This window comes from Mycobacterium sp. TY814 (assembly GCF_030755175.1).
GTDB lineage: Bacteria > Actinomycetota > Actinomycetes > Mycobacteriales > Mycobacteriaceae > Mycobacterium.
This window is the reverse complement of the sequence record NZ_JAUFRY010000002.1, coordinates 320,386-346,818: the sequence shown is the minus strand read 5'-3', so window position 1 is coordinate 346,818 and position 26,433 is coordinate 320,386. Positions and strand designations below refer to the sequence as shown.

25 protein-coding genes and 2 tRNA genes are annotated in these 26,433 nt (G+C 66.4%); 21 read left to right on the top strand and 6 right to left on the bottom strand.

The features are described 5' to 3' along the window. Position 1 precedes the first annotated feature (1 nt). Positions 2-1,543 carry a helicase HerA-like domain-containing protein gene (locus QXH22_RS15450; RefSeq protein WP_306276208.1) on the bottom strand — a complete coding sequence of 514 codons (1,542 nt, stop codon included), beginning with the start codon at positions 1,541-1,543 and terminating at the stop codon, positions 2-4. 109 nt (positions 1,544-1,652) lie between these two features. Between QXH22_RS15450 and orn the strand changes: the two genes are divergently transcribed. After that, complete coding sequence (gene orn / locus QXH22_RS15445) at positions 1,653-2,300, top strand: oligoribonuclease (RefSeq protein WP_306244728.1); 648 nt, start codon at positions 1,653-1,655, stop codon at positions 2,298-2,300. Positions 2,301-2,350: 50 nt separating this feature from the next. Next, positions 2,351-2,426: transfer RNA gene (locus QXH22_RS15440), tRNA-His, on the top strand. 136 nt (positions 2,427-2,562) lie between these two features. Here QXH22_RS15440 and QXH22_RS15435 read toward each other — a convergent pair. Further along, positions 2,563-3,165 (bottom strand): TetR/AcrR family transcriptional regulator, encoded by a 603-nt coding sequence (locus QXH22_RS15435; protein ID WP_306276207.1) that lies wholly within the window; start codon positions 3,163-3,165, stop codon positions 2,563-2,565. Positions 3,166-3,479: 314 nt separating this feature from the next. Here QXH22_RS15435 and QXH22_RS15430 point away from each other — a divergent pair, with 314 nt between their 5' ends. The 10 genes from QXH22_RS15430 (at position 3,480) to QXH22_RS15385 (ending at position 13,913) form a co-directional block, all read left to right on the top strand. Next, positions 3,480-4,337 (top strand): ABC transporter permease, encoded by an 858-nt coding sequence (locus tag QXH22_RS15430; RefSeq protein ID WP_306244732.1) that lies wholly within the window; start codon positions 3,480-3,482, stop codon positions 4,335-4,337. 1 nt (position 4,338) lies between these two features. Then, positions 4,339-5,202 (top strand): ABC transporter permease, encoded by an 864-nt coding sequence (locus QXH22_RS15425; RefSeq protein ID WP_306244733.1) that lies wholly within the window; start codon positions 4,339-4,341, stop codon positions 5,200-5,202. Positions 5,203-5,279: 77 nt separating this feature from the next. Then, the gene (locus QXH22_RS15420) at positions 5,280-6,767 is read left to right on the top strand and encodes an MlaD family protein (RefSeq protein ID WP_306276893.1); all 1,488 of its coding nucleotides are present in this window, start codon (positions 5,280-5,282) and stop codon (positions 6,765-6,767) included. Next, positions 6,764-7,828 carry an MCE family protein gene (locus QXH22_RS15415; protein WP_306276206.1) on the top strand — a complete coding sequence of 355 codons (1,065 nt, stop codon included), beginning with the start codon at positions 6,764-6,766 and terminating at the stop codon, positions 7,826-7,828. The genes QXH22_RS15420 and QXH22_RS15415 overlap by 4 nt, the downstream gene beginning before the upstream one ends. Further along, complete coding sequence (locus QXH22_RS15410; RefSeq protein ID WP_306276205.1) at positions 7,821-8,861, top strand: MlaD family protein; 1,041 nt, start codon at positions 7,821-7,823, stop codon at positions 8,859-8,861. Before QXH22_RS15415 ends, QXH22_RS15410 begins: the two co-directional genes overlap by 8 nt. Further along, positions 8,858-9,964: an MCE family protein gene (locus QXH22_RS15405; RefSeq protein WP_371934232.1), complete on the top strand. Its 1,107-nt coding sequence runs from the start codon at positions 8,858-8,860 to the stop codon at positions 9,962-9,964. Before QXH22_RS15410 ends, QXH22_RS15405 begins: the two co-directional genes overlap by 4 nt. Beyond that, a complete protein-coding gene (locus QXH22_RS15400) occupies positions 9,961-11,166 on the top strand; it encodes an MlaD family protein (protein WP_306244740.1) in 1,206 nt (401 codons plus the stop codon). Before QXH22_RS15405 ends, QXH22_RS15400 begins: the two co-directional genes overlap by 4 nt. Beyond that, positions 11,163-12,413 (top strand): MlaD family protein, encoded by a 1,251-nt coding sequence (locus tag QXH22_RS15395; protein ID WP_306276204.1) that lies wholly within the window; start codon positions 11,163-11,165, stop codon positions 12,411-12,413. Before QXH22_RS15400 ends, QXH22_RS15395 begins: the two co-directional genes overlap by 4 nt. Positions 12,414-12,432: 19 nt before the next feature. Then, complete coding sequence (locus tag QXH22_RS15390; RefSeq protein WP_306276203.1) at positions 12,433-13,128, top strand: DUF3329 domain-containing protein; 696 nt, start codon at positions 12,433-12,435, stop codon at positions 13,126-13,128. A 17-nt stretch (positions 13,129-13,145) separates the two neighbouring features. Continuing rightward, positions 13,146-13,913 (top strand): mannan-binding family protein, encoded by a 768-nt coding sequence (locus tag QXH22_RS15385; protein ID WP_306276202.1) that lies wholly within the window; start codon positions 13,146-13,148, stop codon positions 13,911-13,913. Between the two features lie 65 nt (positions 13,914-13,978). Here the strand turns inward: QXH22_RS15385 and QXH22_RS15380 are convergent, their stop codons facing one another. Beyond that, positions 13,979-15,187, bottom strand: a complete 1,209-nt coding sequence (locus QXH22_RS15380; protein WP_306244746.1) for an Ig-like domain-containing protein — start codon at positions 15,185-15,187, stop codon at positions 13,979-13,981. A gap of 209 nt (positions 15,188-15,396) precedes the next feature. Between QXH22_RS15380 and QXH22_RS15375 the strand changes: the two genes are divergently transcribed. Continuing rightward, positions 15,397-15,472: transfer RNA gene (locus QXH22_RS15375), tRNA-Lys, on the top strand. A gap of 1 nt (position 15,473) precedes the next feature. After that, complete coding sequence (locus QXH22_RS15370) at positions 15,474-16,862, top strand: tetratricopeptide repeat protein (protein WP_306276201.1); 1,389 nt, start codon at positions 15,474-15,476, stop codon at positions 16,860-16,862. On the opposite strand, the gene QXH22_RS15365 is transcribed toward QXH22_RS15370, so the two are convergent. Further along, positions 16,848-17,684, bottom strand: a complete 837-nt coding sequence (locus QXH22_RS15365) for an oxygenase MpaB family protein (protein ID WP_306276891.1) — start codon at positions 17,682-17,684, stop codon at positions 16,848-16,850. The genes QXH22_RS15370 and QXH22_RS15365 overlap by 15 nt on opposite strands. Before the next feature lie 56 nt (positions 17,685-17,740). Further along, entirely contained in the window at positions 17,741-18,346 is a 606-nt protein-coding gene (locus QXH22_RS15360) for a TetR/AcrR family transcriptional regulator (protein ID WP_306276200.1), read from the bottom strand. A gap of 246 nt (positions 18,347-18,592) precedes the next feature. Here QXH22_RS15360 and QXH22_RS15355 point away from each other — a divergent pair, with 246 nt between their 5' ends. Genes QXH22_RS15355 through QXH22_RS15330 form a run of 6 tightly spaced genes read left to right on the top strand, consistent with a single transcriptional unit; the run spans position 18,593 to position 24,968 of the window. Next, on the top strand, positions 18,593-19,267 hold the full coding sequence (locus QXH22_RS15355; protein ID WP_306276198.1) for an HAD-IA family hydrolase: 675 nt from the start codon (positions 18,593-18,595) through the stop codon (positions 19,265-19,267). A gap of 42 nt (positions 19,268-19,309) precedes the next feature. Further along, positions 19,310-20,536 carry a sedoheptulose 7-phosphate cyclase gene (locus QXH22_RS15350; protein WP_306276196.1) on the top strand — a complete coding sequence of 409 codons (1,227 nt, stop codon included), beginning with the start codon at positions 19,310-19,312 and terminating at the stop codon, positions 20,534-20,536. Next, positions 20,533-21,882 (top strand): ATP-grasp domain-containing protein, encoded by a 1,350-nt coding sequence (locus QXH22_RS15345; RefSeq protein WP_306276195.1) that lies wholly within the window; start codon positions 20,533-20,535, stop codon positions 21,880-21,882. The genes QXH22_RS15350 and QXH22_RS15345 overlap by 4 nt, the downstream gene beginning before the upstream one ends. Continuing rightward, the gene (locus QXH22_RS15340; RefSeq protein ID WP_306244759.1) at positions 21,883-22,941 is read left to right on the top strand and encodes a D-alanine--D-alanine ligase; all 1,059 of its coding nucleotides are present in this window, start codon (positions 21,883-21,885) and stop codon (positions 22,939-22,941) included. 17 nt (positions 22,942-22,958) lie between these two features. Next, on the top strand, positions 22,959-23,720 hold the full coding sequence (locus QXH22_RS15335) for a TauD/TfdA family dioxygenase (protein ID WP_306276192.1): 762 nt from the start codon (positions 22,959-22,961) through the stop codon (positions 23,718-23,720). A 6-nt stretch (positions 23,721-23,726) separates the two neighbouring features. After that, positions 23,727-24,968 carry an FAD-dependent oxidoreductase gene (locus tag QXH22_RS15330; RefSeq protein WP_306244763.1) on the top strand — a complete coding sequence of 414 codons (1,242 nt, stop codon included), beginning with the start codon at positions 23,727-23,729 and terminating at the stop codon, positions 24,966-24,968. Here the strand turns inward: QXH22_RS15330 and QXH22_RS15325 are convergent. Beyond that, positions 24,949-25,521 (bottom strand): TetR family transcriptional regulator, encoded by a 573-nt coding sequence (locus QXH22_RS15325; RefSeq protein ID WP_306276190.1) that lies wholly within the window; start codon positions 25,519-25,521, stop codon positions 24,949-24,951. The two genes, QXH22_RS15330 and QXH22_RS15325, sit on opposite strands and share 20 nt — an antisense overlap. A gap of 62 nt (positions 25,522-25,583) precedes the next feature. Here QXH22_RS15325 and QXH22_RS15320 point away from each other — a divergent pair, with 62 nt between their 5' ends. After that, entirely contained in the window at positions 25,584-26,432 is an 849-nt protein-coding gene (locus QXH22_RS15320; protein ID WP_306276189.1) for a lysophospholipid acyltransferase family protein, read from the top strand. Position 26,433: the final 1 nt, after the last annotated feature.

The following is a 26,433-nucleotide window of genomic DNA, read 5'->3' as shown; positions in this document are numbered from 1 at the left end:
GCTACCGACGGCGGCGCCCGCTGCCCAGAATGCTGCGCACCGCCTCGCGTATGGCCGTGTTGATGCCGCTTTTCACGGTGGGGTTCTTCAGCACTTCCTCCCACATGGCGGGGCCCTTCGGCTCGAACGGCGGCGGCATGGGCGGTAGCTCGTAGTCACCCTGCCGGGCCGGCGGCGCCGGAGACGACGGACTCTGCGAACTCAGGGCCGGCTCGGGCTGCTCGACGGTCTGCCCGTACTTGGCCTGCAACGGACTCGCCTTGGCCGCCTTGATGACCTCGTCGGTGCCGATGGCCCCCATCAGCGACCGCGGCACCCGCATCCGTGTCCAGGCCACTGGCGTGGGTGCGCCCTTCTCGGACAGGACGGTGACGACGGCCTCGCCGATGCCGAGTGACGTCAACGCCGATTCCAGGTCGTAGACATCGGTTTTCGGGTAGGTGCGAACCGTTTTGCTGAGCGCCTTCTGATCGTCGGGGGTGAACGCCCGCAGTGCGTGCTGGACGCGGGCACCCAGCTGGGACAGCACGTCGTTGGGCAGGTCGGTGGGCAACTGGGTGCAGAAGAACACCCCGACACCCTTGGACCGGATGAGTTTGACGGTCTGCTCGACCTGCTCGAGGAACGCCTTGGAGGCGTCGGCGAACAGCAGGTGTGCCTCGTCGAAGAAGAACACCAGCTTGGGTTTGTCGATGTCGCCGACTTCCGGCAATTGCGCGAAAAGGTCTGCCAGCAGCCACATCAGGAACGTCGAGAAGATCACCGGGCGCAACGACTGGCCGCTGAACTCGAGCAGGCTGATGGTGCCGCGGCCCTGGGGGTCGGTGCGGAGCAGATCGTTCGGGTCGAGCTTGGGCTCGCCGAAGAAGGTGTCACCGCCCTCGCCGGCGAGGTTCACCAGCGCCCGCAGGATGACGCCCGCCGTGGTGGCCGACACCCCGCCGAGGGATTTCAGGTCGGCCTTGCCCTCGTCGCCGGCCAGGTGACTGATGACGGTCCGCAGATTGCCCAGGGTCACCAGCGGGTGGTTGTTCTCCTTGGCCCAGTGGAAGATCAACCCAAGCGTCGACTCTTGAGTCGCGTTGAGGCCCAACACCTTCGACAGCAGTACCGGGCCGAAGCTGTCCACCGTCGCGCGCACCGGCACCCCGATGCCGCCGGTGCCCAGCGACAGGAACTCGACCGGGAAACCCGACGGCTCCCAGTTGTCCCCGGTGTCCCTGGCGCGCGCGGCGGTCTTGTCGTTGGCCTCACCGGGACGGGACAACCCGGACAGGTCGCCCTTCACGTCGGCCATGAACACCGGCACCCCCGCGGCACTGAGCTGTTCGGCGATCAGCTGCAGCGTCTTGGTCTTGCCGGTTCCGGTGGCCCCCGCCACCAGGCCGTGCCGGTTGATGGTGGCCAGCGGGATGCGGATCTGCGCGGTCGGGTCGGATTGGCCGTCGACGACGACGGTGCCCAGTTCCAGCGCCTGGCCTTGCACGGCATAGCCCGCCGCGATCCGCTGCGCGGGTCCCCCGGCGTCCGATTCAGTGCTCACCGCGGCCCTCTTCCCGAGTAGTTGCCCTTGGGCAAAGCAACACACTACTTCCCCGTGGCGGGCAGGGGCAGGGCTTACCTGAGCTGCGCGTGGGCTTAGTGTGAGCGCTGTGCGTGACGAACTGGTGTGGATCGACTGCGAGATGACCGGGCTCGATATCGGGTCGGACAAGTTGATCGAGATCGCCGCCCTGGTCACCGACGCCGACCTGAACGTGCTGGGCGAGGGCATCGACGTGGTGATCCACGCCGATGACGAAGCGCTGTCCTCCATGATCGACGTGGTCAGAGACATGCACGCGCGATCCGGGCTGACCAACGAGGTCAGGGCATCCACCGTTGACCTGGCCACCGCCGAGGCCATGGTCCTCGATTACATCCACGAACACGTCAAACAACCCAAGACGGCGCCGCTGGCCGGTAATTCGATCGCCACCGACCGGTCCTTTATCGCCCGTGACATGCCGGCCCTGGACGCGTTTCTGCACTACCGGATGATCGACGTCAGCTCGATCAAGGAACTCTGCCGGCGCTGGTACCCCCGCATCTACTTCGGGCAGCCGCCCAAGGGGCTGGCGCACCGCGCCCTGGCCGACATCCACGAGTCCATCCGCGAGTTGCAGTACTACCGCCGAACCGCGTTCGTACCCCAGCCCGGCCCTGCGACCAGCGAAATTGCGGCGGTGGTGGCCGATCTTCAGGGCGAAACGGACACTCCGGAGGAAATCGATTCGGCCGAGGAGCGCTCGAGCGGTTAGTATCGACGTCGCCGCGCGTTAGGTTCTATGAGGGCCTGTCGGCGGCCATGGTGGGTGTAGTTCAGTTGGTAGAGCGTCAGGTTGTGATCCTGAATGTCGCGGGTTCGAGTCCCGTCACTCACCCCACACACAAATCCCCGGCCACGCGCCGGGGATTCGTGCTTTTGCGGCGGGTTTTCGGGCGTTGACTCTGCGCCCAGGGCGCCTTTTCGGCCGATTTTCCGCCCTCAGGGCAGAGTGAACGCCGACAGGACGCCGAGCATCAGGCGAAACCGGCCAACGAGATCCGCAGCGCCTCCTCCATCTGCAAGTGGAAAGGTTCGCTCGGGACGATGTCCGCCGTCAGCCGGCGGTCGATGACGAATTTGACCGTGGCCAGACTCATGTAGACCAGCAGCGAAGGGCGCATATCCGCCGCCGGGTCGACGCCCATCCGCGACGCGACGAGTTCGACGAACTTGCGCTGATCGGATTCGCGCACCAGCGTCGACTTGCTCAACAGGTGCGGCGCGGTGGCGATCGCGCGTTGCCAGGTGACCAGGTGGTCGGATTCGCTGGCATCCCTGGCGTGGGTCACGAACAGCTGGATCAGCACCTCGACGGCCGATTCGTCCGCCGGCCTGGTGCTGAAGGAGTCGAGCATCTCGCTGATCGCCTCGCGGACGGGGTCGACCAGCAGACCCTCCTTCGTGGGGGCGTGCCGGAAGTAGGTGCTGATCGAAATCCCGGCGGCCGCCGCGATGTCCTCGGTGGTCACGGCATCGAATCCGCGCTCGGCGAACAGCTCGTGCGCGGTGTGCTGGATCTGCGAGAGCAGCTCGGCCCGGCGTCGGTCGCGCAGCGACTCAGTGTTTGCTGAGGACATGCCATCACCTTCGTGAGCCTGACATTCCGCCACGATCGTGCAGTCCCGCAACGTGGAAGCGCCGTTCGCAGGTGAGTGACTCTACACTATTGAAAGTGCCTATCAACTAGGCTAGCGTGATACCGCAAACCTGATTGAGCTGCAGAGTTGCAGGACCACGGACTCCCTGCAGGGCAGGGGCTACCCGTCGGTGCCCAACCCCTTCCGCTCGGCGCTCAGGGAGCGACTGGTGGGGAGTGCGCCGATGACGACGGTTCCGGGTACGCGATGATCCGTGCCGTAAGTTTGCTGCAACATTCCCTGGTCATGCTGGGATGACGGCTCGGCCCGAACCCGCGCTCCGTGATGACGGCGTCGCCGCCATTCACGAGTGGGGCGTCGGCTACGTCGACCGCCACCCGCTCGCCTCACTGCGGACCGTCGGCGAACAATTCGTGCTCGGCATCCGCACCATCCAGTACTTCTTCATCGACCTGTTCACCGGGCGATTCCAGTGGCAGGAATTCGTTCGCCAGGGCGCGTTCATGGCCGGCACCGCCGTGTTGCCGACCATCCTGGTGTCGCTGCCGATCAGCGTCACGCTGTCCATCCAGTTCGCGTTGCTGGCCGGCCAGGTCGGCGCAACCTCGCTGGCCGGGGCGGCCAGCGGGCTGGCGGTCATCCGGCAGGGCGCCTCACTGGTGGCCGCAGTGCTGATGGCGGCGGCCGTCGGGTCCGCCATCACCGCCGACCTCGGTTCCCGCACCATGCGCGAAGAGACCGACGCGATGGAAGTGATGGGCGTATCGGTGATCCGCCGCCTGGTGGTTCCCCGTTTCGCCGCCGCGATCATGATCGGCGTGGCGCTGACCGGGGTGGTGTGTTTCGTCGGCTTCTTCGCCAGCTACATGTTCAACGTGTACTTCCAGAACGGCGCCCCCGGCAGTTTCGTGTCCACTTTCGCCTCCTTCGCCACCACCGGCGACATGATCCTGGCGCTGCTAAAAGCCGTCATCTTCGGCGCGATCGTCGCCATCGTGTCGGCACAGAAGGGATTGTCCACCAAGGGTGGGCCGACAGGGGTGGCCAATTCGGTGAATGCCGCTGTGGTGGAATCGATTCTGCTGCTGATGATCGTCAACGTCGCGATCAGCCAGCTTTACATCATGCTCTCGCCGCGGACGGGGCTGTGACGTGACCGCCTCCCCCTACCTACCGCTGGCACCCGTCACCGGGCGCCTGATCCGGTTGTACCGCAGGGGAACCAAGCCGATCAGCCGGCTCGGTCACATGCTCGTGTTCTTCGTGCGGGCCCTGGCCGCCATCCCACTCACGTTGCGCCAGTACAACGGTGAGTTCCTGCGGCTGCTATCGAACATCACCTGGGGCAACGGGTCGATCGTGGTCGGTGGTGGAACCGCCGGCGTGGCCGTCGTGCTGGGTATGACGGTCGGGGCGCTGGTCGGTATCGAGGGCTACAACTTCCTCGACCTGCTCGGACTGGGCCCGGCGACCGGCTTCGTGTCGTCATTGGTGAATACCCGCGAGCTCGCTCCGCTGATGGCGGCCATGGCCTTCGCGATGCAGGGCGGTTGCCGGTTCACCGCCCAGCTGGGATCGATGCGCATCGCCGAGGAGATCGACGCGATGGAATCGATTGCCATCAGGCCGATTCCGTACCTGGTGACCACGCGGCTCATCGCCTCGGTGATGGCGATGATTCCGCTGTACGCGGCATGCCTGGCCATCGGTTACCTGAGCACGCAGGTGGTGGTGCAGATCAGCAGCGGTGGATCGGCCGGGTCCTACCTGCACTACTTCTCACTGATGCTGGCCGGCAAGGACATCCTCTATTCGCTGGTCAAGGCCGTCATCTTCGTCTGGATCGCCTCGACGATCCAGTGCTACTACGGCTTTTACGCCAGCGGCGGTCCCGAGGGCGTGGGCGTCGCCGCGGGACACGGCATGCGGGCCAGCATCACCGTGATGATCATGGTCAACATGCTGCTCACCATGGCGCTGTGGGGAGTCGACGCCGGCGCAAGGTTCGGTGGCTGACGTTGGCTGAGGTGAAAGGCAACTCCTTCGACGTCGACGGGCGCGGCCCGTCGGATCGTCAGCTACTCGGTTACGGCATGGCCGTCGCGCTGGTCGCGACGCTGCTGACGGTAGGCCTGCTGTACAAGTCGACGGGACGACTCAACGACTATGTGCGGGTGGTCGCCGATCTGGTCAACGTGGGCGACGGGCTGCCGCAGAAATCGGACGTGAAGTATCACGGCGTGCTCGTCGGCATGGTCAACAGCGTTGTTCCGGCCGAGCACGGTAAGCCCAACTTCGTCCACATCGACCTCAAACCCGAATACGCCCAGTCGATTCCGGCCGCAGTGACCGCGCGGGTGGTGCCCAGCAACGTGTTCGCGGTGTCGTCGGTGCAACTCGTCGGAAACGGACCCGGATCGATCATCCGGCCGGGTGCGCACATTCAGGAAGACAAAAACCTGCCGACCGTGCTGTTCCAGACCACGGTGAGCAAGCTGCGTGACCTGCTCGCCGCGGTGGGCCGCGGCCGCGAAGACCGGTCCGTGGGAATCCTGGCGGCCCTAGCCGCGGCCACCGACCACCGGCGCGCGACCCTGTTGACCAGCGGCAAACAACTGAATCGTCTTATCGAACAACTGAATTCGATCGTCAGCACCGACGCGGGCCCCTCGACGGTGTCGGCGTTGCTGGACGCGACGAGGGGGCTGCAGTCCACCGCCCCCGACCTGCTCGACGCGCTGCACGAAGCCGTGGAGCCGATGCAGACCTTCGCCGAGACCCGCGGGCAGCTGACCGCGCTGCTCTCCGGTGCGCAGAACACCATCGGGACAACACATCAATCGTTCGGCAACCACATGGATCAACTCATCCGGATCTCGACCGAGATGACGCCGGTGCTGGGCGTGCTGGCCATGCGGTCCAACAACTTCGTCCCCGCGGTCAGCAAGCTGGACAACCTGGCCCGCAAATTCATGGAAGAAGTCTGGGTGCCCGAACTCGGCGTCGGGAACATGCGGACCAGGATCTCGTTCACCCAGACTTTCGCCTACACCCGCGCCGACTGCCCGCACTACGGCGAGCTGAAAGGCCCCAGCTGCTACACCGCGCCGCTGGTTCCGAACAAGCCCGATCTGCCGGACGTGCTGCTTCCGCAGAATTACCAGCCACCCAAGGATCTGGCACCGCCGCCGGGGACGGTGGTGGGACCGGACGGCAATCTGGTGGCGGTCGGCCCGCCGCTGGTGAACCCGCCGCCAAACCTCACCGATCCCAATCCCCCTCTGCCCCCCTTCATTTCGCCGTCGCCACCGATACGGACCGGCGCCAACCCGGACGACCCGGACCCGTCACCTCCGGCGCACGGCCCGTTGCCGCCGGCGCCACTGCTGGGACCGCCGGCCGCCGGCTCGGTGCCGTCGTCCTTCGGCGGGACCGTCGGTCCGGTGGGCAGTGATTACGAGCGGACCATGCTGGGCGTCATCACCGGGCGCCCCGCCACGGCCGCCACCGAGATACTGCTCGGCCCCGTGGCGCGCGGCACCACGGTGTCGGTGGTTCACCCGGACGGGGGGCCCAGGTGAAGTTCCGCGGTCCGCTGATCGGCCTGACGCTGTTCATGGTCATCGCTTTGACGCTCACCTGGCTGGTGTATGTGAGCTTGCGCCGCGACGTCGCCGGCAACACCGCGTCGTACTCCGCGATGTTCACCGACGTCTACGGGCTTCGCGAGGGCGACGACGTCCGGATGGCCGGGGTGCGCGTCGGCCGCGTCGAAAAGGTGGAGCTGGACGGCAAACTCGCGAAGGTCTCCTTCGTGGTGCAAACCGACCAGCACCTGTTCGGCAACACCGTCGCCTCGGTGACCTACCAGAACATCGTCGGACAGCGCTATCTCGGGCTTTCCCTGGGCAAGCAAGGAAGTCAGGCCCAGCTGAGCCCGGGCGCCACCATTCCCCTGGACCGCACCGAACCGTCGTTCGACGTCACGGCGCTGCTCAACGGTTATGAGCCGCTGTTCAGCCTGCTCAATCCGCGCGACGCCGACAACCTCACCAAAGGCGTCATCGAGTCACTGCAGGGCGACACCTCCTCGCTTGCCACGTTGATCAGCCAAACATCAACGCTAACCGAAACTTTCGCCGGAAAAGACCAGGCCCTGGGCGACGTCATCACCAACCTCAACAAGGTGGTCGCCAGCCTTGCCGCGCAGAACGCCAATCTGGACGGGGTGATCACACAGACCCGCGAGGTGGTCGCCGCGCTGGACCAACGCCGGCCGGAGTTGGTGTCCTCGATGGGTTCGCTGTCACGAATGATGAGCAACCTGTCGGTGGCCGCCGAGCAGGACTATCCGGCATTGCGGGAGTTCATCGACCGCCGGCCGGGCGTGGCCCGGCACCTGATGGATGTCGAACCTCAGGTTGCGTTCTTCGGCGACAACATCCCGCTGCTGTTGAAAGGGCTGGTGAGAGTGGGCAATCAGGGCGCCTACGGCAACGCCTACCTCTGCGACCTGAACATGTTCGGGTTCTTCCCGGGACTCAACGACGTCGTGCCGATCATCGTCAACGCCGCCACGCCGGGTAATAAGGCGTGGCACACCCCCCGCTGCCGGAACACAGACGGGAGGCCCGGTGGCTAAGCCGTTTTCGCGACTGACGAAGCGTCCGCTGGAGAACTACAACCCGCTGTGGTTGGGTCTGTCGGCCGTCATCGTCGTCGCCATCGTGATCGGCTCGATGCTCGTCGTGCATGCGCTGGGCGCCGGGTACAAGCACTACACGGCCGAATTCCTGCAGGCGGCCTCGCTGCGGCCCGGCAACCCGATCACCGTGGCGGGCATACCGGTTGGCGAGATCACCAGCATGAAGCTGAACGGCGACCACGTCGAGGCGGGCTTGAAGATTCGCGACAACGTCGCACTGGGCCGGGATTCCCGAGCATCGATCAAGGTCACCACGATTCTGGGATCGCGCTACCTCGCCGTGCAGCCGGACGGTCCCGGCTCACTCCCCCGCGGCACCTTCGACGTGACGCACACCGAGGTGCCCTACGACCTGCAGGCCGCTTTGCAGGATGCCACAACGACTTTCGAGCAGGTGGACTCCGACCGGTTCGCGCAATCGCTGGCCGTGCTGGGCAAGCAACTCGAGGGCCTGCCCGCGGTGGTGCCCCAAGCGATGGCCAATATCGACTCGCTGTCCTCGATCATCGCCCAGCGCCGCGACCAACTCGGCCAGCTTCTGCGCAGCACCGAACAGGTCACCAACACCTTGCGGCGGCAACAATCAAGCATCGGCAACGTGGTCAACCAGGCCCAGGACCTCCTGGGCCAATTCGTGGCCCGCCGCGCCGTCATCCACGCGATGATGCGGTCCATGACCAGCTTGGTGGACACCCTGCACCAGATCGTGGTCAACGACCGGTCGGGGGTCGAGGGCCTGCTCAAAGACATGCGCGAGTTCACCGACATGATGGCCAAACACGACGATCTGCTGCGCGATCTGCTGCAGATCACCCCCATCTTCATGCGGGAGGCGGCTAACCTGACCGGTGACGCGAACGCGGTGAGCTTCAACGCCCCCAGCGCGTTGCTCGTCGATTCCTGGATGTGTGCGATCAGCGGGCGCGCCCAGCAGTTCGGCCTGATCCCCTACTACAAGGACTGCAAGTGAAGTCCCGCGTCATCACCGTCACCGCGCTGCTGGCGGTGGCGGTCGCGGTGATCGGGGGCGGTTGGTGGTATCTGGCGGGTAGCAAAGACCCGATCACGGTGACCGCCCAATTCGACAGCGCCTCAGGACTGTACGAAGGCAACGTGGTGGCGGTCCTGGGCATGCCCGTCGGCAAGGTCACCAGGATCACCCCGCGGGGCGGATACGTCGAAGTCCAGTTCACCGTCGATCGCGAGGTCAAAGTGCCGGCGAACGCGCAAGCCGTCACCGTGTCGACGTCGATCCTCACCGACCGGCAGATCGAGCTGACACCGCCCTACCGCGGCGGTCCGGTGCTGGAGAACCACGACACCATCGGGTTGACCCGGACCCGCACGCCCGTCGAATTCAGCCGCGTGCTGGCCGTTCTGGACAGGGTCACCAAGTCGCTGGAGGGCGACGGACACGGCGGCGGCCCGCTGGCTGACGTCCTCAACGGCGGCAGCGAAGTACTGAACGGCAATGGCGGGAAAATCAAAGGCGCGCTTGACGAACTGTCCAGGGCGCTGCGGCTGAGCAGTGACGGAGGCGCGCAGACCCGCGCCCAGATCACCGCGATCGTCAAGAACATCAGCTCGCTGTTCCAGGCCGCCGCCGACAACGACGGCAAACTCCGGGACTTCGCCTCCACCATCCACCAGGTCAGCCAGATTCTTGCCGACGAGGACATCGGCACCGGCAGCACCGGCCGCAAACTCGACCAACTGGTAAAGCGGACGGGCGACCTGCTCGACGCCAACCGCGACACCATCAGGCAGGCCGCGCTCAACGGCAACCAGCTGGCCACAACGCTGGTCGATCGGCGCCGCGAACTCGCCGAAACCCTGGACATCGCACCGATGCTGGCCGACAACGCCTACAACATGATCGACCGGGAGAACGGGGCGGTGCGGGCCCACTTCCTCACCGACCGGATGCTCTTCGACAGCCAGCTGACCAAGGAAGTCTGCAACCTCATGGGTCTGCGCCAGCTCGGTTGCAGCACCGGGACGGTGCAGGACTTCGGGCCCGATTTCGGCCTGACCTACGTGCTGGACGGCCTCGCCGCGATGGGTCAGAAATGACCGGCCCCGCAGCGAAAGCCGTTGCCGCACTCGGTGCGGCGGTGCTTCTCCTTTCGGGGTGCGCCACCAACGGCCTTGCCAGCCTTCCTCTCCCGGCTCCCGGCCTGGGCTCCGGCGGGTATGAACTGACCGCGGTCTTCTCCAACGCACTCAACCTGCCGATGAACGCCAAGGTCAAACTCGCCGGCGCCGACGTCGGGCAGGTCGAGTCGATGGTGGCCCGCAACTACACCGCGGTCACCACGCTGCGCATCCGCGACGGCGTGCTGTTGCCGCGAGGCAGTACCGCCGAATTGCGCACCGCCACACCGCTGGGCGATGTGTTCGTCTCGGTGCGCCCACCCACCGACGCCACGCCGGAGACTCCGCTGCTGAAGAACGGCGACACCATCGGGCTGGACTCGACGGCGGCAGCGGCCACCGTCGAATCGGTGCTGAGCTCGGCCGCGATCCTGGTGAACGGCGGCGCGGTGCGCAATTTCACGAACGTCATCAACGGATTCGGCAAAGCCACCGGCGACCAGGGCCACGCGTTCGGCGACCTGGTTCGCAAGTCCAACCAGCTGCTCGGCACCATGGACGCGCGGTCCGGGCAGATCTCGAATGCCCTGACCGAATTGTCGCGCCTGAGCCAGGAACTCGACGCCAAGAACCAGACGCTCACCGAGGTGATGGCCGCCGCCGACCCGGCCACCACCGCGCTGGCCGCCAACACCACCGAGTTGTCCAACCTGGTGGTGCAGGTGGGTGACACCAGCAGGCTGCTGTCCAGGTTCCCCTCTCTGGGCGGCACCGACACCAGTGGCCGCAGCGTGATCCGTGATCTGAACACCATCGCCGGTGCCGCCAACGACGTGGCGGTGAGCCCGGATACCAGCTGGTTGCCACTGAACCGGATGATCCCCGCTCTGGTCAAATCCACTGCGGGCAATGCGATTTCGGTACATACGACCGTCGACCAGCTCATTCTGGGATCGATCCCCGATATCGGCTTCCCCGGCGACCGGGGCCTGCACGGGCCCACCAGGTTCACCTGGAACGAGTTCATCGGCTCCCTGAAGTACACGCTGTGGCGGCTACAGGAGCGTGTCGTCGGGCGCGGACCGAACTCGCCGCAGGTGCCGGTAATGCCGGATCCGAACGTCCCGGGCGGCGTGATCGTCGCGCCCGCGCCGCCCCAACTGCCGGGGCCACCGCCGTGATCGACTCGCTGGCACGCGCCGTCGTCCGTGGCGTACGGGCCGCCCACCGCCGCCAGGTCTGGCTGTCGGTCGCCGGACTGGTGCTCACCCTCGTCATAGCCACCACCTACCTGCTCATCGGTGCGCTGCGGGTGACGCCGTTCGCCTCGACGTACCGAGTTACCGTGCAGTTGCCGGAATCCGGTGGGCTGCTGCCGAATCAGGATGTTGCACTGCGCGGTGTGCGGATCGGCAGCGTCGATTCGCTACAGATCACCGACCGGGGCGTCAATGCCGTCGCCAGCATCACGTCACAGGTGCGGATCCCCGCGAACGCGGCGGTGCACGTGTCGGCACTGTCGCCCGCCGGCGAGCAGTACATCAACTTCGAAGCCGAATCCGACGCCGGCCCCTACCTGCACGACGGCAGCATCATCGGGCTCGACCGAACCAGTGTCCCGGTCAGCCTGGCGCAACTGCTCGGCGACGCCGACGGCATGCTGGCCCAGGTCGATCCGCGCAAGCTGGAGTTGATCAAGAAGGAACTGAGCCTGAGCAAGGAGGGACCCGGCAAGCTCGCCGCCATCGTCGACGGCGGCACCATGCTGCTGTCGACACTGGATTCGGTGCTGCCGGAGACCACCAGCATTCTGCGGACCAGCCGGGTGGTGCTGACCCTGGCGGCCGACAAGAACGCGGGGCTGGCGGCCACCACCGTCGACCTGCAGCGCACCCTGGCCGGCATCGCGAGAATGCAGAGCGGCTACCGCCGCCTCACCGCGCAGACGCCGCAGGCGCTCAGTGCGATCGACGGTCTGTTCGCCGACAACTCCGAGACCATGGTGGCGCTGCTGGGCAGTCTGGCCACCGCGTCGCAGCTGCTCTACCTGCGGGTGCCGGCGCTCAACGCGCTGTTCCCCGACTACCGCGGATCGGTGCTCGACGCGGTGGCCAGCTCCTTCCACGACCACGGCGTGTGGGCGACAGCCGAGCTCTACCCCCGCTACGCGTGCGACTACGGCACCCCGTCGCATCCGCCGTCGGCTGCGGACTACTACGAACCGTTCATGTACACCTACTGCCGCGACGACGACCCGGGAGTCGGGATCCGGGGCGCCAAGAACGCGCCGCGACCGGCCGGCGACGACACCGCGGGCCCACCGCCGGGAGCGGACCTGGGACGCCGCACCGATCCGACGCCGCGGGGCCGCTTCACCATTCCAACGCCCTACGGCGGTCCGCAGCTGCCGATCGAACCGCCGCACTGAGCCCATCCAGCACGAGGAGATGACAGTGACCGCTACGACTGAGAACGACGTCGACGCCGAGGAACTCGAGGCTGCCGACGACACCGCCGCCTCTGACGACACCGGAGACAGCGAGAGCACCGACGTCTCTGACGACAGCGACGACACCGGGAACAGCGAGGACGACGACGAGAACGACGAGGGGCCGCTGCTGCGCGGAAAACGCAAGGGCGAGAAGACCAAGCGGTTCAACCGGCCCTGGCGCCACTACCTGCGCCGTAGTGCCCTCCCCCTGTTATTTGCTGCCTCTCTTGCGGTTTCGGGCTACCTGGGTTGGCTGCAGTGGCAAGCGCACCAGGTGAAGGTGGCCGGCCAGGAGGCTCAGCAAGCGGCGATCAAGTACGCCGGGGTGCTCACCAGCATCGACTCCAACAACGTCGACGAGAACTTCCGCCAGGTGCTCGACGGAGCCACCGGCGAATTCAAGGACATGTACACCCAGTCGAGCGTGCAACTGCGCCAACTGCTGATCGACAACAAGGCCACCGCGCACGGGGTGGTGGTGGACTCGGCGATCGCCTCGGAAACCGCCAGCAAGGTCGTGGTGCTGGTGTTCATCGACCAGACCGTCGCCAACATGGCCGTACCCGATCCGCGCATCGACCGAAGCCGGATCAAGATGACCATGGAGAAGGTCGACGGCCGCTGGCGGGCCAGCAAAGTCCAACTGCTCTAAGCGATGTGGAGTCCACGATGATCCGGAGAATCCTCGCGGCGTCGTTGCTGACCGCCGCGACAACCGTTGCCGGTGCGCCGATCGCGCACGCGTCGGCGGAGTCGTTCTGCGGCGAGCTGGGTGGCGGCTGGGACGGTCAGTACTGTCACGCGACGGTGACCTCCGAACGCAACGCCGTGCGCGACATCAAGGTTGCGGTGCCCGCCGACCTGGTGGACAACCCCACAACCGGTCCGGCGGTCCGGGACTACCTGCGAACCCTGGTAGGCAATTGGCGAAATGCCAACGCACACATGGTCGCCGACAGCTACGGCGAGGAGAACTATCAGGTCTTTCAGCACGGGAACCTGCTCAGCGCCGTCTTCCACGAGGACTACCACGCCGACGGGCCCCGGCCCAACAACGCCTACCGCACCTTCACCTTCGACATGGCGGGCGGCCGGCGGGTGCAACTGGCGGATCTGACCAACGGCAGCCCACTGGCGGCCATACCCCCGGTGGCCCAGCCCTACATCGAGACCGCGCTCAATCAGGCTGCGCCGCCTCATGACCCGGGAACCTATCCTTTTCTGACCGACCGCTGGACCCCGGACAAGGTGTACTCCGGCGCGTACCGGGCGTGGGCACTGACCCCGGACGAGTTGATCATCTACATGCCCGACTATCCGGTGGGGCACGACGAGCCGATCGACTTCAGCCCCGGCGCCCAGCAGTGGTACATGGACGGCGGAACCGTCGAAGCGCACATCCCGCTGTCCGCGCTGGGTTCGGTGCTGCGGGTCTAGCGATCGACCCCACCCATAGCGGCGACCCGCCGCGCCCGGCTCCGCCGCGCTAGCGATCGCCGCGGCTAGCGATCCCCGGTGTTGGCGTTGCCGGCGCGCCACACATCCCACGGGATGTTCCAGTCGCCGAGGCCGTCCGTCCCGGGCAGGATGCTGCCCACCGTGTTGACGACCTCCACGACGTCCCCGCGCTTGCTGTGGTCGTAGAACCACACGGCATTGCTGGGGCTCACATTCAGACATCCGTGACTGGTGTTGGAGTGGCCCTGGGCGCCCACCGACCACGGCGCCGAGTGCACGAAGATGCCGCTGTAGGAGATCTGGGTGGCCCAGTCGACGTCGGTGCGATAACCGTTGGGCGAGTTGACCGGTACGCCGTAGGTCGAGGAGTCCATGATGATGTGCTTGAACCGCGCGCCGACGATGTAGACCCCGTTGTTGGTCGGGGTGCTGTCTTTGCCCATCGACGTCGGCATCGTCTTGACGACTTCGCCGTTGATCCGCACCGTGATGATCTTGGTGTTGTCGTCGACGGTGGCGATCATCTCGTCGCCGATGGTGAAGTGCATCTTCACGTTGTCCTCGCCGAACATCCCCTCACCGAGGTCGACGCCGTACGTGTTGACCGCGACGTCGACGTTGGTACCCGGCTTCCAGTAATGCTCTGGGCGCCAACGCACTTCGCGCCGGTTCAGCCAGTAGAACGCGCCCTCCACCGGAGGGTTGGTGGTGATCTTGATGGCCTTCTCGGCCGCGGCGCGGTCGGCGATGTTCTCGTCGAAGCGAATCGCGACCGGTTGCCCGACGCCCACCACCTCGCCGTCGCTCGGTACCACGTACGGCATCGTCAAGTGCGCCGGCGAGCTGGTCTGGAAGCTCATCTGGCGAGTCACCGCACCGCCGAGGCCGGTCGCCTTGGCGTTCAGCGTGTAGCGCCGGTTGTAGCCGAGTTGCTCGGTGGTCTGCCAGTGCAACCCGTCTGGGCTGAGTTGCCCGGCGATGGCGCGGCCGTTGTCGTTGACCATCGAAACCGACGCGAGCACGCCGTCGGCGACGGTGACCGTCACCGGCGCGTCCACGGTGACCCCCACAGCACCGTCGGTCACCGAGGAGGTGAGCTTGGGCACCAGCAGGTCGGCAAACGGCGTGCCCTTGTTTTCGATGACCTTGGCGGCGACGGGCGCACTGGGCCCGCTGCTGCAGGCAACACCGAACACAGCAACTAAGACCATGGCGGCAGCCAGCCACGATCGACGTCTGCGCAAAGGCGTCATCAAGTGACCTTCCACATTTTGTTTGCCTATCACGGTCACCGCTGACCCTGGATTGTTTCCAGCATTGTAGTGCCTCAACGGCACTCGCCGTGGCCATGCGGGGCGATTGGTGCCCGGCGGTTCGGCCGATTCAGCCCCTGGCCGACCTCGGGATTTCACTCTCCGACGGGATGCCTGTTATTGTCGAGAGCCGGTCTCAGGCCGAGCACGCGCCGTTAGCTCAGTTGGTAGAGCAGCTGACTCTTAATCAGCGGGTCCGGGGTTCGAAACCCTGACGGCGCACCACATGCCAACGTCTCGACACCCTTCCGAGCAAACGCGGCCGCAGGACCCGTCGGACGAAACCGACGACCTCGAGGCAGCGTTTCAGCGGGCTCTGCATTCCGGCGACCTTGAACAGGCGGCGCCCGCGGCGTTCGCCCTGGGACGCCGGCGGGCCGCCGAGGGTGACGCCGACGGCGCTCGGGCGGCCTATCAATGGGCCATCGACTCCCAGCACCCGCACTGGGGCTCCGCCGCCGCGTTCGCACTCGGCTTTCTGCTGGCCGGACAGGGCGACGAGGCGGGCGCGACGGCGGCGTACCAACAGGCCATCAAGTCCGGCCACGCCGAACACGCGCCGATGGCGGCACTGAACCTGGGAAACCTGCTGGCAGAACGCGGTGAGGCGGATGAGGCAGAAGCGGCCTATCGAGTGGCGATCGAGTCCGAGCATGAGCAGTCGATTCTGATCGCGCTGCTGCAACTGGGCGGATTGCGGGCCGGTCGCGGCAATGCCGCCGGGGCCGAGGTGGCCTACCGAATCGCCGCTGCATCCGGAAACCCCGAGGTCATTCCTACTGCTGCCTTCAATCTGGCACTGACCAGAGAAGCACTAGGTGACACCGAGGGCTCCGCCGAGGCCTACCAGATCGTCATCGCCACCGATCACCCCGAACTGGCACCCTTGGCCGTCTTCAATCTGGCCACCCTGCTGGAAAAGCAGGGTGATCTCGCCGGAGCGGCAACGGCCTCTCAGGCCGCGGTCGACTCCGGTCACCCTGAGCTGGTGCCCAGGGCTCTGGTCAATCTGGGACAGCTGCGCGAGAGATCCGGTGACTTCGACCGCGCGCGGGCGTCCTATCGCCTGGCGATGGACAGCGGGGACGCCGAGGCGGCGCCGCGGGCGGCGATCAACATGGCGAGGCTGCAGGAGAAGGACGGTGATTTCGCCGACGCCACCGCGTTCTATCAGTCGGCGATCGATTCCGGGCATCCCGAGCACGCACCGGAGGCCGCGAATTCGCTGGGGATGCTGCGGGCCGGGCTCGGAGACATCGATGGCGCCACGACCGCGTACCAGTTCGCACACGACTCGGGCCACCCCGACCACGCGCCCGGAGCCGCACTCAGATTCGGGATCCTGTGGGCGGGACGGGGCGAGGTGAAGCGCGCGGCGGCCGCCTTCCAGGAGGCGGCCGACTCCGGGAACACCGAGTCTGGGCCGGCGGCCGAATTCGGACTCGGCACATTGTGGGCCGAGAACGGCGACCTTCCGGCCGCCCAGGCAGCCTTCCGGCGCGCGATCGAATCTGGCCACCCGGTGTGGGCTCCGAAGGCACTCGAACGCTCTCAGAGCACCCCGCCGCAAGCCCGGCGGGGTCTGTTCCGCCGAAAGCCGTCAGCCGGCGACTGAAACTTCGGCAGCCTCTGCCGCGGCGCTGCCCGGAGTCATGATCCAGCGGATGCTCCCGACGGCCACACGACCGGCCATGCGTGTCACCGTCGTCTCCAGCAGCGGGACATAGGGAAGCAACAACGGCCGGCGTGCCCACCCCGGCAGCATCGCCACCGCGGTCGCGGCCAGCACGCCGTACGCGGGCCTCGCCGGCAATGGCAACGGAGGCGTCAACAGCAGGAACCGGGCGGCATCCCGGGCAGCAGCCGTTCCGCGCAGTTCGGGACGGAATTCTTCGATGCGATCGTGCAGTTCTCGCTCGGTCACCGGCGGTGTCGGCACGCCGAGCGCGCGTGCCACGACGGCCATGTCGGCGACGTAACCGTCTCGGCCGGCCTGGTCGAGCGGGGCGGCACCGTAGAGCTGATGGGCGAGCAGGAAGCTGTCCACCTCGGCGATGTGAACCCACTCGAGCAGATGCGGGTCGGAGGCCTGATACGGCCGCCCGTCCGGTGCGACGCCGTGCACGTATTTGTGGATGCGCCGGACGTGGTCGACCGCGGCCTGGGCATCGGCGGCACAGCCGAAAGTGGTCGTGGCCAGAAAGGTGCTGGTGCGTTGCAGCCGTCCCCAGGGATCGCCGCGATAGTCCGAGTGCTCGGCCACCCCCGCCATGGCCAGCGGGTGCAGGGACTGCAACAGCAGGGCCCGCAATCCGCCGACGAACATCGACGCGTCGGCGTTGACCCGACGGATGGGGCGGTCCGCGGCGAACCACCGGTCACCCGGTGTGCCGTGGATGCGCTCCCGATTGGCCGGCCCGTCCGGCCCGGCCACCATGCCGAACAGCTTGCTTCCCAGGTCACGCCGAACAGCGCCGACCGCCGACAAGATAGTCACGTGTCCACCGTACGAGTCGAGACACGCTGCGCGTCCGCGCTTCTCAAGACCATGTCGACAGCGGCCTCGATAATCTCGTCGTCCGGGAGGGTGCCGTACATCGGCGACGGACATGCGACGACACCGGTCAGCATGGAGACGGCCGCGTCCAGTGCCGCACCGGTGAACACCTCGCCCAGCATCGCGTACATCTGATGCTGGCCGTCGGTATTGACCTTGTCTCTGAGTGCCCTGATCTGCTCCTGGGACGCCCACTGCGCCATGCTGGCGAGCACCCGGTCGAGTCGCATGTCGATGATTCCGGAACGGAAGACCTTGAGTTCCCCGATGAGGTCCGTGCGCAGGTCGCCGGTCCGTTTGTGGTGCGGCATCTCCCCGAGTGATTCGATCGCCAGGGTGATCAGGTCCACGCGTGCCGGCCAATGCGTGTAGACCGTGGTTTTGGAGTAGCCGGCCAGCTCAGCCACCCGCGCATGCGTAATCGCTTCGGATCCTTCGTCATTGAGGATCTTGAGGGTGGCCCGCGCAACGTCGCCACGAGTCCGTGCCACCCGTGCGTCTTCGCCGCCGTCGGACGGCCGGTTAGCCGGTACCGGAGTCATCTCTGCCGCGCCTCTGCTTTCGCAACGGCCCCCTCTTCGCCTTCGCCGTCCGCTGGCTCGTTCGGGCCAGAAGTCTACTGAACAACACGTCGGCCCTGCGTAACGCGACGGCGAGTCCGCGCGCTACGCGGGGAACGACATTTGCTGGACAGAGTATCCACTATCCGCAGCTCTAATCATTACTGTACGTTTAGATCAGTAGTGGACGGGGCAACCACCATCAGTCCACTCGATCAAAGGAAACTCATGACAGCCGTCCTTTTCGGATCCATCAGCACTCTTGCCGACACATCGGAACTTCAGCGCAGGGCATTCAACGAAGCGTTTGCCTCTTCCGGGCTCGACTGGGAGTGGTCGCGTGACGAGTACGTCGGGATGTTGGGATCCAACGGCGGCGCTCAACGGATCCGGGACTATGCGCAGTCGCGCGGGCAGGACGTCGACGCCGCGGCGGTGCATGCACTGAAGTCGGAAATTTTCCAGCGCCTGCTCGGCGACTCTGAGGTGACCCCGCGCGATGGCGTCACCGCCACGATCGCCGAGGCCAAGAAGAACAACCACAAGGTCGGCTTCGTCACCACCACCTCGCCGGCCAACATCGACGCGCTGCTGTCGGCACTCGAGCCGGAGATCAGCGCCGAGACCTTCGACCTCATCGTCAATAAGGAATCCGTGGCGGCCGCCAAACCCGATGCGGCGGCGTACGAATTCGCTTTGGACAAGCTCGGTGAGCGCGCCGACAGCGTCGTCGCGATCGAGGACAACCTGGGCGGTGTCGCGGCAGCGGTGCAGGCAGGTATCCCGTGCATCGCGTTTCTGAACGAGAACACGAGCCGAGCCGAGCAGGCCGAATACACGGCTGCGATCCAGATCGTCGACTCCCTGGACCCCGAAACGGTTCTCGGCCTCGCCACGTCCTGACCCCATCCCCCATCAAGACCCCCCGCCCCGAGGAGTAACGCCTTGAGCAACCTTCAAGCCCGAGTGACGGCCGGCGACAGAGCCTTTCACGTCGAAGGCTACGAACGAATCGAGTACGACCTGCTTTACGTCGACCACGTGTTCGCGCCGGACAACACCGAACTCGCGGACAGTTACCGGGAGTACGGACGCGCGCTGGCGGTGGTCGACGACACGGTCTACCAGATCTACGGCGATGCGATGCGGTCCTACTTCAGCCATCACGACATCGAGCTCACCGTGATCCCGGTGCAGATCCGCGAAACGGCCAAGTCGCTGGAGACCTACGAGCAGATCGTCACCAGGTTCGACGCCTTCGGTTTGGTGCGCACCGAACCGGTGCTGGTCGTCGGCGGCGGGCTGACCACCGACGTCGCCGGATTCGCTTGCGCCAGTTACCGGCGCAACACGCCCTACATTCGGATTCCGACCACGCTGATCGGCCTGATCGATGCGAGTGTCTCCATCAAGGTGGCGGTCAATCACGGCAAGCACAAGAACCGGCTGGGCGCCTACCACGCATCCGAGAAAGTGCTGCTGGACTTCTCGTTCCTGAAGACGCTGCCCGAAGATCAGGTGCGCAACGGCATGGCCGAACTGATCAAGATCGCGGTGGTTGGCAACGCCGAGATCTTCGAGCTGTTGGAAGTGCACGGCGCCGATCTGCTGCGAACCCGGTTCGGCCACCTCGACGGCACCGCGGAGCTGCGTGCCGTGGGAGACCGGCTCACCTACCTGGCGATCGCAACGATGCTCGACCTGGAAGCGCCCAATCTGCACGAGATCGACTTGGACCGGGTTATTGCCTTCGGGCACACGTGGAGTCCGACTTTGGAACTCACGCCACCCACCCCGTTCTTCCACGGCCACGCGATCAACATCGACATGGCGTTGTCGACGACGCTTGCCGAGCAGCGCGGACACCTCTCGGTCAGCGATCGTGACCGCATACTCAACGTGATGAGTGCGCTGGGCCTGGCCCTGGACAGCGAGCATCTGACCTCGGAGCTGCTCGAGCGGGCCACAGTGGCGATTCTCAAGACACGCGACGGCCGACTGCGGGCGGCCGTACCCGACCCGATCGGCCGGTGCCGCTTCCTCAACGACGTCACCACCAGCGAGCTGGCCGATACGTTGTTGCTGCACAAGAAGATCTGCCTCGAGTTTCCCCGCGCAGGAGACGGCGTCGACGTCTTTGCGGCACCTGCGCCGGGAGCGATGCGCACGTGACGGCCACGCTGGACGAAGCCACCGGTGTTCGGGTACACCGGATCTCGGATGCCGACGTGGGCCGCACGCTGGCCACCCTTGTCGTCCTGTTCGGCACGCTGCCGTTCGACCTCGCGCTGGTGCTGGTCGCGTTACTCGCCGGACGGCGGCCGTCGCGCGGGCGCCTGCCCGCCCAGGCTCGCCGAACCATCCTGCTCAACGGCGGGAAGATGACGAAGGCGCTGCAGCTGGCGCGGTCGTTTCACCTGGCCGGGCACCGGGTGATCCTCGTCGAATCCGAGAAATACCGGTGGACCGGGCATCGGTTCTCCCGCGCGGTGGACGCGTTCTACTGCGTGCCGGAGCCGACCGAACCGGGTTACGCGCTGGCGCTGCTCGACATCGTCCGGTACGAGAACGTCGACGTCTACGTGCCGGTGTCCAGCCCTGCCGGAAGTGTGCCCGATGCGGTGGCGCGCGAGTTGCTCGACGGCGCCTGTGACGTCGTCCATTCGGACGCCAAGACGGTGCAGTTGCTCGACGACAAGGCCGAGTTCGCCTCGACCGCAGCATCATTGAGCCTTCGCGTGCCGGACTCCCACCGCATCACCGACGCCCGGCAGGTGGTCGACTTCGCGTTCCCGGCGGGGCGCAGCTACATCCTCAAACGCATCGCGTACGACCCCGTCGGACGGATGAACCTCACCCGGTTGTCCGGAGCGACGCCCGACCGCAATGCCGCCTACGCGCGATCGCTGCCGATCTCCGAGGACGACCCCTGGATCCTGCAGGAATTCATCGAAGGGCGCGAGTACTGCACCCACGGCACCGCCCGCAGTGGGCGCCTGCAGGTCTACGGCTGCTGCGAATCCTCCTCCGCCCAGGTCAACTACCGCAATGTCGACAAGCCGGAAATCCGGCGGTGGGTCGAGACGTTCGTCAAGAACCTCAACCTGAGCGGGCAGGTGTCCTTCGATTTCATCGAGGCCCGGGACGGGCAGGTGTACGCCATCGAGTGCAATCCGCGGACTCACTCGGCAATCACCATGTTCCACGACCATCCGGACCTCGCGGCCGCCTATCTCGATGACAACCATCCGCTTATCACCCCGAACGACGGCGCTCGGCCCACTTATTGGATTTACCACGAACTTTGGCGCCTGCTCCGGCACCGCGGGCGGATCAGCAGGCTCGTGACCATGCTGCGGGGTAAGGACGCGATCTTCGCCGGATGGGATCCGATGCCCTACCTGATGGTGCATCATCTGCAGATCCCGGCGCTGCTGTGGGCCAATCTCCGAGCCGGAAAAGGTTGGAGCCGTATCGACTTCAACATCGGAAAGCTCGTCGAGAACGGCGGGGACTGAATGACCGCGCCGCCCCGCGTATCGGTCCTGCATCTCGTGGGGTCCGCGGTCGACGAGTTCCATGCCGAATTGTCACGGCTCTACGCGCGCGCCTGCCTGGCCGCGCTGGCGGGCGAGGACTATGACGTGCTGCTGGCATACGTGTCGCCCGACGGGTCCTGGCGGTTTCCCGCGGACCTCAGCGCCGAAGCGCTGAGTTCGGCCAGGCCCTTACCGGTTTCGAAGGCTATCGCGCATCTGCGTTCGCTGCGGGTGGATGTCGTGGTGCCGCAGATGTTCTGCCTGCCCGGGATGACCTCCTACCGGCGCCTGCTGAGCGCACTGCGACTCCCCTTTATCGGCAACCCGCCCGAGGTGATGGAGATCGCGGCGGACAAGGCGGCAAGCCGGGCGATCGTCTCCCAGGCAGGCGTCGCGGTGCCCGCCGGTGAGGTGGTGCGGGCCGGTGACCGCTCGACCCTGCCGCTGCCAGTGGTCGTCAAACCGGTCTGCGCGGACAACTCGGTGGGCGTGTCGCTGGTGCGCACACCGGCCGAACTCCCGTCAGCGATCGATCGGGCGCTCGCCCACGGAACCTCGGCTTTGGTCGAGACTTACGTCGAGCTGGGCCGAGAAGTACGGTGCGGCATCGTCGTTCGTGACGGAGAGCTGGTGTGCCTGCCGCTGGAAGAGTACGCGGTGGACACCACCGCCAAGCCCATCCGCGACCACGAGGACAAATTGCGCCGCTCGCAGGGTGGTGAGCTGTACCTCGTCGCGAAGGACGCGTGCCATGCGTGGATCGTTCCCGTCGACGACCCGATCACCGACGTGGTCTGGGAAGCCGCGCGGCGCTGTCATCTGGCCCTGGGATGCCGCCACTACAGCCTGTTCGACTTCCGCATCGACCCCGACGGACGGGTGTGGTTCCTCGAGGCCGGCCCGTACTGCTCGTTCGCCCCGACCAGCGTCATCGCCGTGATGGCGGCAGCGGCGGGCATGGACGTGGCGGAGTTGTTCGCCGACCAACTCCGCGAACTCGGTCTCGAAGGAACGCCATGCTTGAGTGCGCAACGCTGAAACCGCTGGGCGCCTTGGTGACCGACCTAACGGTCGGCGCGCTCAGTGAGAGCGAAGTGCACCAGTTGCGGACCGTGCTTGCCCGGCGCGGTGTCATCGTTCTGCCGGGTCAGGCCGTCGACGACACTGCGTTTCTGCAATTCCTGCGCAGCTTCGGCGATCCGGTGTTCACGGTGGGCGAGACTCCCGTACCGGACTTTCCGGACCTCAACGTGGTGAGCAACGTCGGCCGCGACCGCCCGCCCCGCTCCACGTTTCACACCGATACCAGTTACGTGCGAAATCCCCCCGCCTATACCGCTTTACGAGCGGTCAGGGTGCCCAGCCGCGGCGGGCACACGCTGTTCACCGACCAGTACGCGGCGTACGAGACGCTGCCCGAGCGGGTCCGCGAGTGCCTCCACGGGCGCACCGTAACCCACATCATGACGGGGCTGGAGTTGGACGAAGACCAGGAGACGTCGGCGGAGCATCCAATCTTCCGGCCGCATCCGCTGTCCGGGCGGACGGCGCTGTACCTGTCGGCGCCGCAGCGCTGCGCCGCGGTCAGCGGGATGACGCCGGACGTGGCGGCCGAGACCGTCGCGTACCTGTTCCGGCATTCCACGCGAGCGGACAACACCTACCGCCACGAATGGTCGGACGGCGACGTCGTGATGTGGGACAACCGCTGCGTGCTGCACTGCGCCGACCACAGCGGGGTGGTCGGCGACCGCATCATGCACCGCGGTATGGTCGCCGATCACCGGTCAGGTTTTCCAGTTCCACCGAAAGAGTGAGCTGATATGGACGAAACGGAAGTTCTGGTCATCGGCGCGGGGCTGGCCGGCCTTCGCTGCGCCGACGTGCTGGCGGCCGCCGGTCGCGACGTGCTGATCTGGGAAGCCAAGAGCGCCGTGGGCGGCCGCATCCGTACCGACAACGTCGACGGGTTCCGGTGCGACCGCGGCTTTCAGGTGCTCAATCCCGCCTACCCGGAGCTGCGTCGCGCGGTCGATCTGGCAAAGCTGAAACTGCAACCGTTCGGCGCGGGTGTCGTGGTCCGCCGCGAAGAGGGTTCGGCGGTGTGGGTGCATCCGCTGCGCGCCCCCGGGCGGGTGCCGGCCATGCTGGCCTCCGGCGGCATCTCGCCGCGCGACGCGCTGGCAGTGGCGCGCTGGGCCGCCCCGGCGCTACGGCCCAAAACGCTGAAGACCCACACCGATCGCGACGTCAGCCTCAGCGAGGCGCTGGATCGGGCGGGCGTCCGTGGCGAGGTGCGCAGGGTGATCGACCGCTTTCTGGCGGGGGTCCTCCTGGACACCAGCGGGGAGAGCTCGAACGCGTTCGCGCTACTTCTGGCGCGCATGTTCCTGCTCGGGGTGCCTGCGCTGCCGGCCGGCGGCATGGAGGCCCTCCCCCAACAGCTTGCCGCCCGCGTCGGTGAGCGAATAGCGTTCAACCACAGGGCGTTCCGAATCGACCCGGATGTCAAGGAGTACCAGGTCCACGCGGATGGGGCGCGCGTCCGGGCGCGACACGTGGTGGTGGCCACCGAAGCCGTAGCGGCCGCGTGGCTGACGTCGGAGACGGCACCGCCCATGCACGGGGTGGTGACCGATTGGTGGGCCACCGGGGTTCCGGTCGCGGGACCACCGATGCTCCGGGTGGACGGCCGCCGGCACCCGCCGGGTCCGGTGCTGAATACGGCGGTGATCAGTGCTGCCGCCCGCACCTACGCCCCGCCTGGCCAACACCTCATCGCGGCGTCAGCGGTGCTGGAGCGGGACGGGACGGTGCCCCCGGAAAATGTGATGCGCGAACACGCCGCCGACATCCTCAACAGCGATCAACGTCAGTGGAGGCCGTTGGTTCGCCACGTCATACCCAATGCGCTCCCGGCGCAGACCCCGCCACTCTCGGTTCGCCGCCCGATCCGCACGCAGGCCGGTGTCTGGCTGTGCGGTGACCATCGCGACACCGCCTCCATCCAGGGTGCGCTGGTCAGTGGGCGCCGTACCGCGGAGGCTATTCTCGCGGCGCGATGATTCGCCGGGCGGCCTCGACGAGGGCCGCCCGCCGCGCCGCGATGGCCTCGGGATCGGACGTCCGCGCGTCCGGGTGCGGCGACTGCGCCCACGACAGCCCGACGCCGAACAACACCACCAGCAACTCCAACGGGTCCCACGCCGGATCGACCTGCCCGGCCGCCTGCGCTTCCTGGATGGCACGGATGTCGCGGGCCGGCACGGAATCCCACTCCTGCGAAGGCGGCGGGTCGAGCGTCAGCCCCTCCAGGTTGGCCCAGGTGATCATGCGCAGGTGTTCCGGACGCCGGCAGGCCAGGTCGTAGATGTCACCGACGAACTCTGCGACGGCCTCGGGCCGGACCACTACGGCGGCGAAGAACTCGGCGCTGTCGGCCGCGACGACGCTGCGAAACAGCGTTTCTTTGTCCCGGAAGTGCGCGTATAACCGCTCTTTGCTGGCATTTGCCGCGCGGGCGATGCGGTCGATCCGGGCGCCGGCCAGACCGAACTGAGCGAACTCCGATCGCGCTGCGGTCAGGATCGTGTCCCGGAGTTCATCTGTACTACGCACCTCCGAAAGCTACCATACGAACTAGTTCGTTCGGTATAGTGACCGGAGAAACGGAGGACACCATGACCGAGACACACCTGACTGTGATGAACCACCCCCGCCGGGTGCAGAAGTTGAGCGAGGCGCTGCAGAAGATCCAGGCCGGCATCGAACCCGTCGTCGACCTGTACCGCCCTTATGTCGACGGGCTGGAAAATCTGCCCGCAGATGGCCGATTTCTGTTGGTGGGCAACCACACTCAACAGGCATTCGCCGAGATTCTGCTCATTCCGCACTACGTACGGCGGGCGATCGGGACGCGGGTGCGGCCACTGGCCGACCGCAGGTTCGGTGAGAGGAAAGGACTCGGGGGTGACATCATCGCCGCCTACGGCGGCGTCGTCGGCTCCCCGGAGACGGCGCGCGAATTGATGCGCCACGACCAGACCATCCTGGTTTTCCCTGGCGGCGGCCGCGAGATCGCGAAGTTCAAGGGCGAGGAATACCGGCTGAATTGGCAGGGCCGGTCCGGATTCGCGCGCCTTGCCGTGGAATGCGGCTATCCGATCGTGCCGGTCGGATTGGTCGGCGGCGACGACGTCTACAAGAGCCTGGTGACCCGCGACAGCAGGGTGGGCCGGCTCAGCCAGGCGGTCAGCAAGAGACTGAGCGGCACGGCCGATATGGCAATGCCCTTGCTCAGAGGCATCGGCCCGACCCTCATCCCCCGTCCACAGCGGATGTACCTACGGTTCGGCGACCCGATCGATACCGTCAAACCACAACGGGTGAAAGCAGATTCGTGGGTGACGACGGTACGTGACAACACTCAGCACGAACTCGAAGCGATCCTTCGCGATCTGCAGGTGTTGCGGGCCGACGACCCGTTCCGGGAACTCAATCCGCTGGCGTGGGCACACGCGGTCGCCTGAG

What these genes read in the sequence shown, in the direction of transcription:
- QXH22_RS15355 (WP_306276198.1), top strand. Translation starts at nt 18,593, where the DNA reads ATGACAGCCGTCCTTTTCGGATCCATCAGCACTCTTGCCGACACATCG.
- QXH22_RS15370 (WP_306276201.1), top strand. Translation starts at nt 15,474, where the DNA reads ATGCCAACGTCTCGACACCCTTCCGAGCAAACGCGGCCGCAGGACCCG.
- QXH22_RS15365 (WP_306276891.1), bottom strand. Translation starts at nt 17,684, where the DNA reads ATGGTGGCCGGGCCGGACGGGCCGGCCAATCGGGAGCGCATCCACGGC.
- QXH22_RS15420 (WP_306276893.1), top strand. Translation starts at nt 5,280, where the DNA reads ATGGCCGTCGCGCTGGTCGCGACGCTGCTGACGGTAGGCCTGCTGTAC.
- QXH22_RS15435 (WP_306276207.1), bottom strand. Translation starts at nt 3,165, where the DNA reads ATGTCCTCAGCAAACACTGAGTCGCTGCGCGACCGACGCCGGGCCGAG.
- QXH22_RS15330 (WP_306244763.1), top strand. Translation starts at nt 23,727, where the DNA reads ATGGACGAAACGGAAGTTCTGGTCATCGGCGCGGGGCTGGCCGGCCTT.
- QXH22_RS15360 (WP_306276200.1), bottom strand. Translation starts at nt 18,346, where the DNA reads ATGACTCCGGTACCGGCTAACCGGCCGTCCGACGGCGGCGAAGACGCA.
- QXH22_RS15320 (WP_306276189.1), top strand. Translation starts at nt 25,584, where the DNA reads ATGACCGAGACACACCTGACTGTGATGAACCACCCCCGCCGGGTGCAG.
- QXH22_RS15380 (WP_306244746.1), bottom strand. Translation starts at nt 15,187, where the DNA reads ATGACGCCTTTGCGCAGACGTCGATCGTGGCTGGCTGCCGCCATGGTC.
- QXH22_RS15400 (WP_306244740.1), top strand. Translation starts at nt 9,961, where the DNA reads ATGACCGGCCCCGCAGCGAAAGCCGTTGCCGCACTCGGTGCGGCGGTG.
- QXH22_RS15390 (WP_306276203.1), top strand. Translation starts at nt 12,433, where the DNA reads ATGACAGTGACCGCTACGACTGAGAACGACGTCGACGCCGAGGAACTC.
- QXH22_RS15430 (WP_306244732.1), top strand. Translation starts at nt 3,480, where the DNA reads ATGACGGCTCGGCCCGAACCCGCGCTCCGTGATGACGGCGTCGCCGCC.
- QXH22_RS15340 (WP_306244759.1), top strand. Translation starts at nt 21,883, where the DNA reads ATGACCGCGCCGCCCCGCGTATCGGTCCTGCATCTCGTGGGGTCCGCG.
- QXH22_RS15385 (WP_306276202.1), top strand. Translation starts at nt 13,146, where the DNA reads ATGATCCGGAGAATCCTCGCGGCGTCGTTGCTGACCGCCGCGACAACC.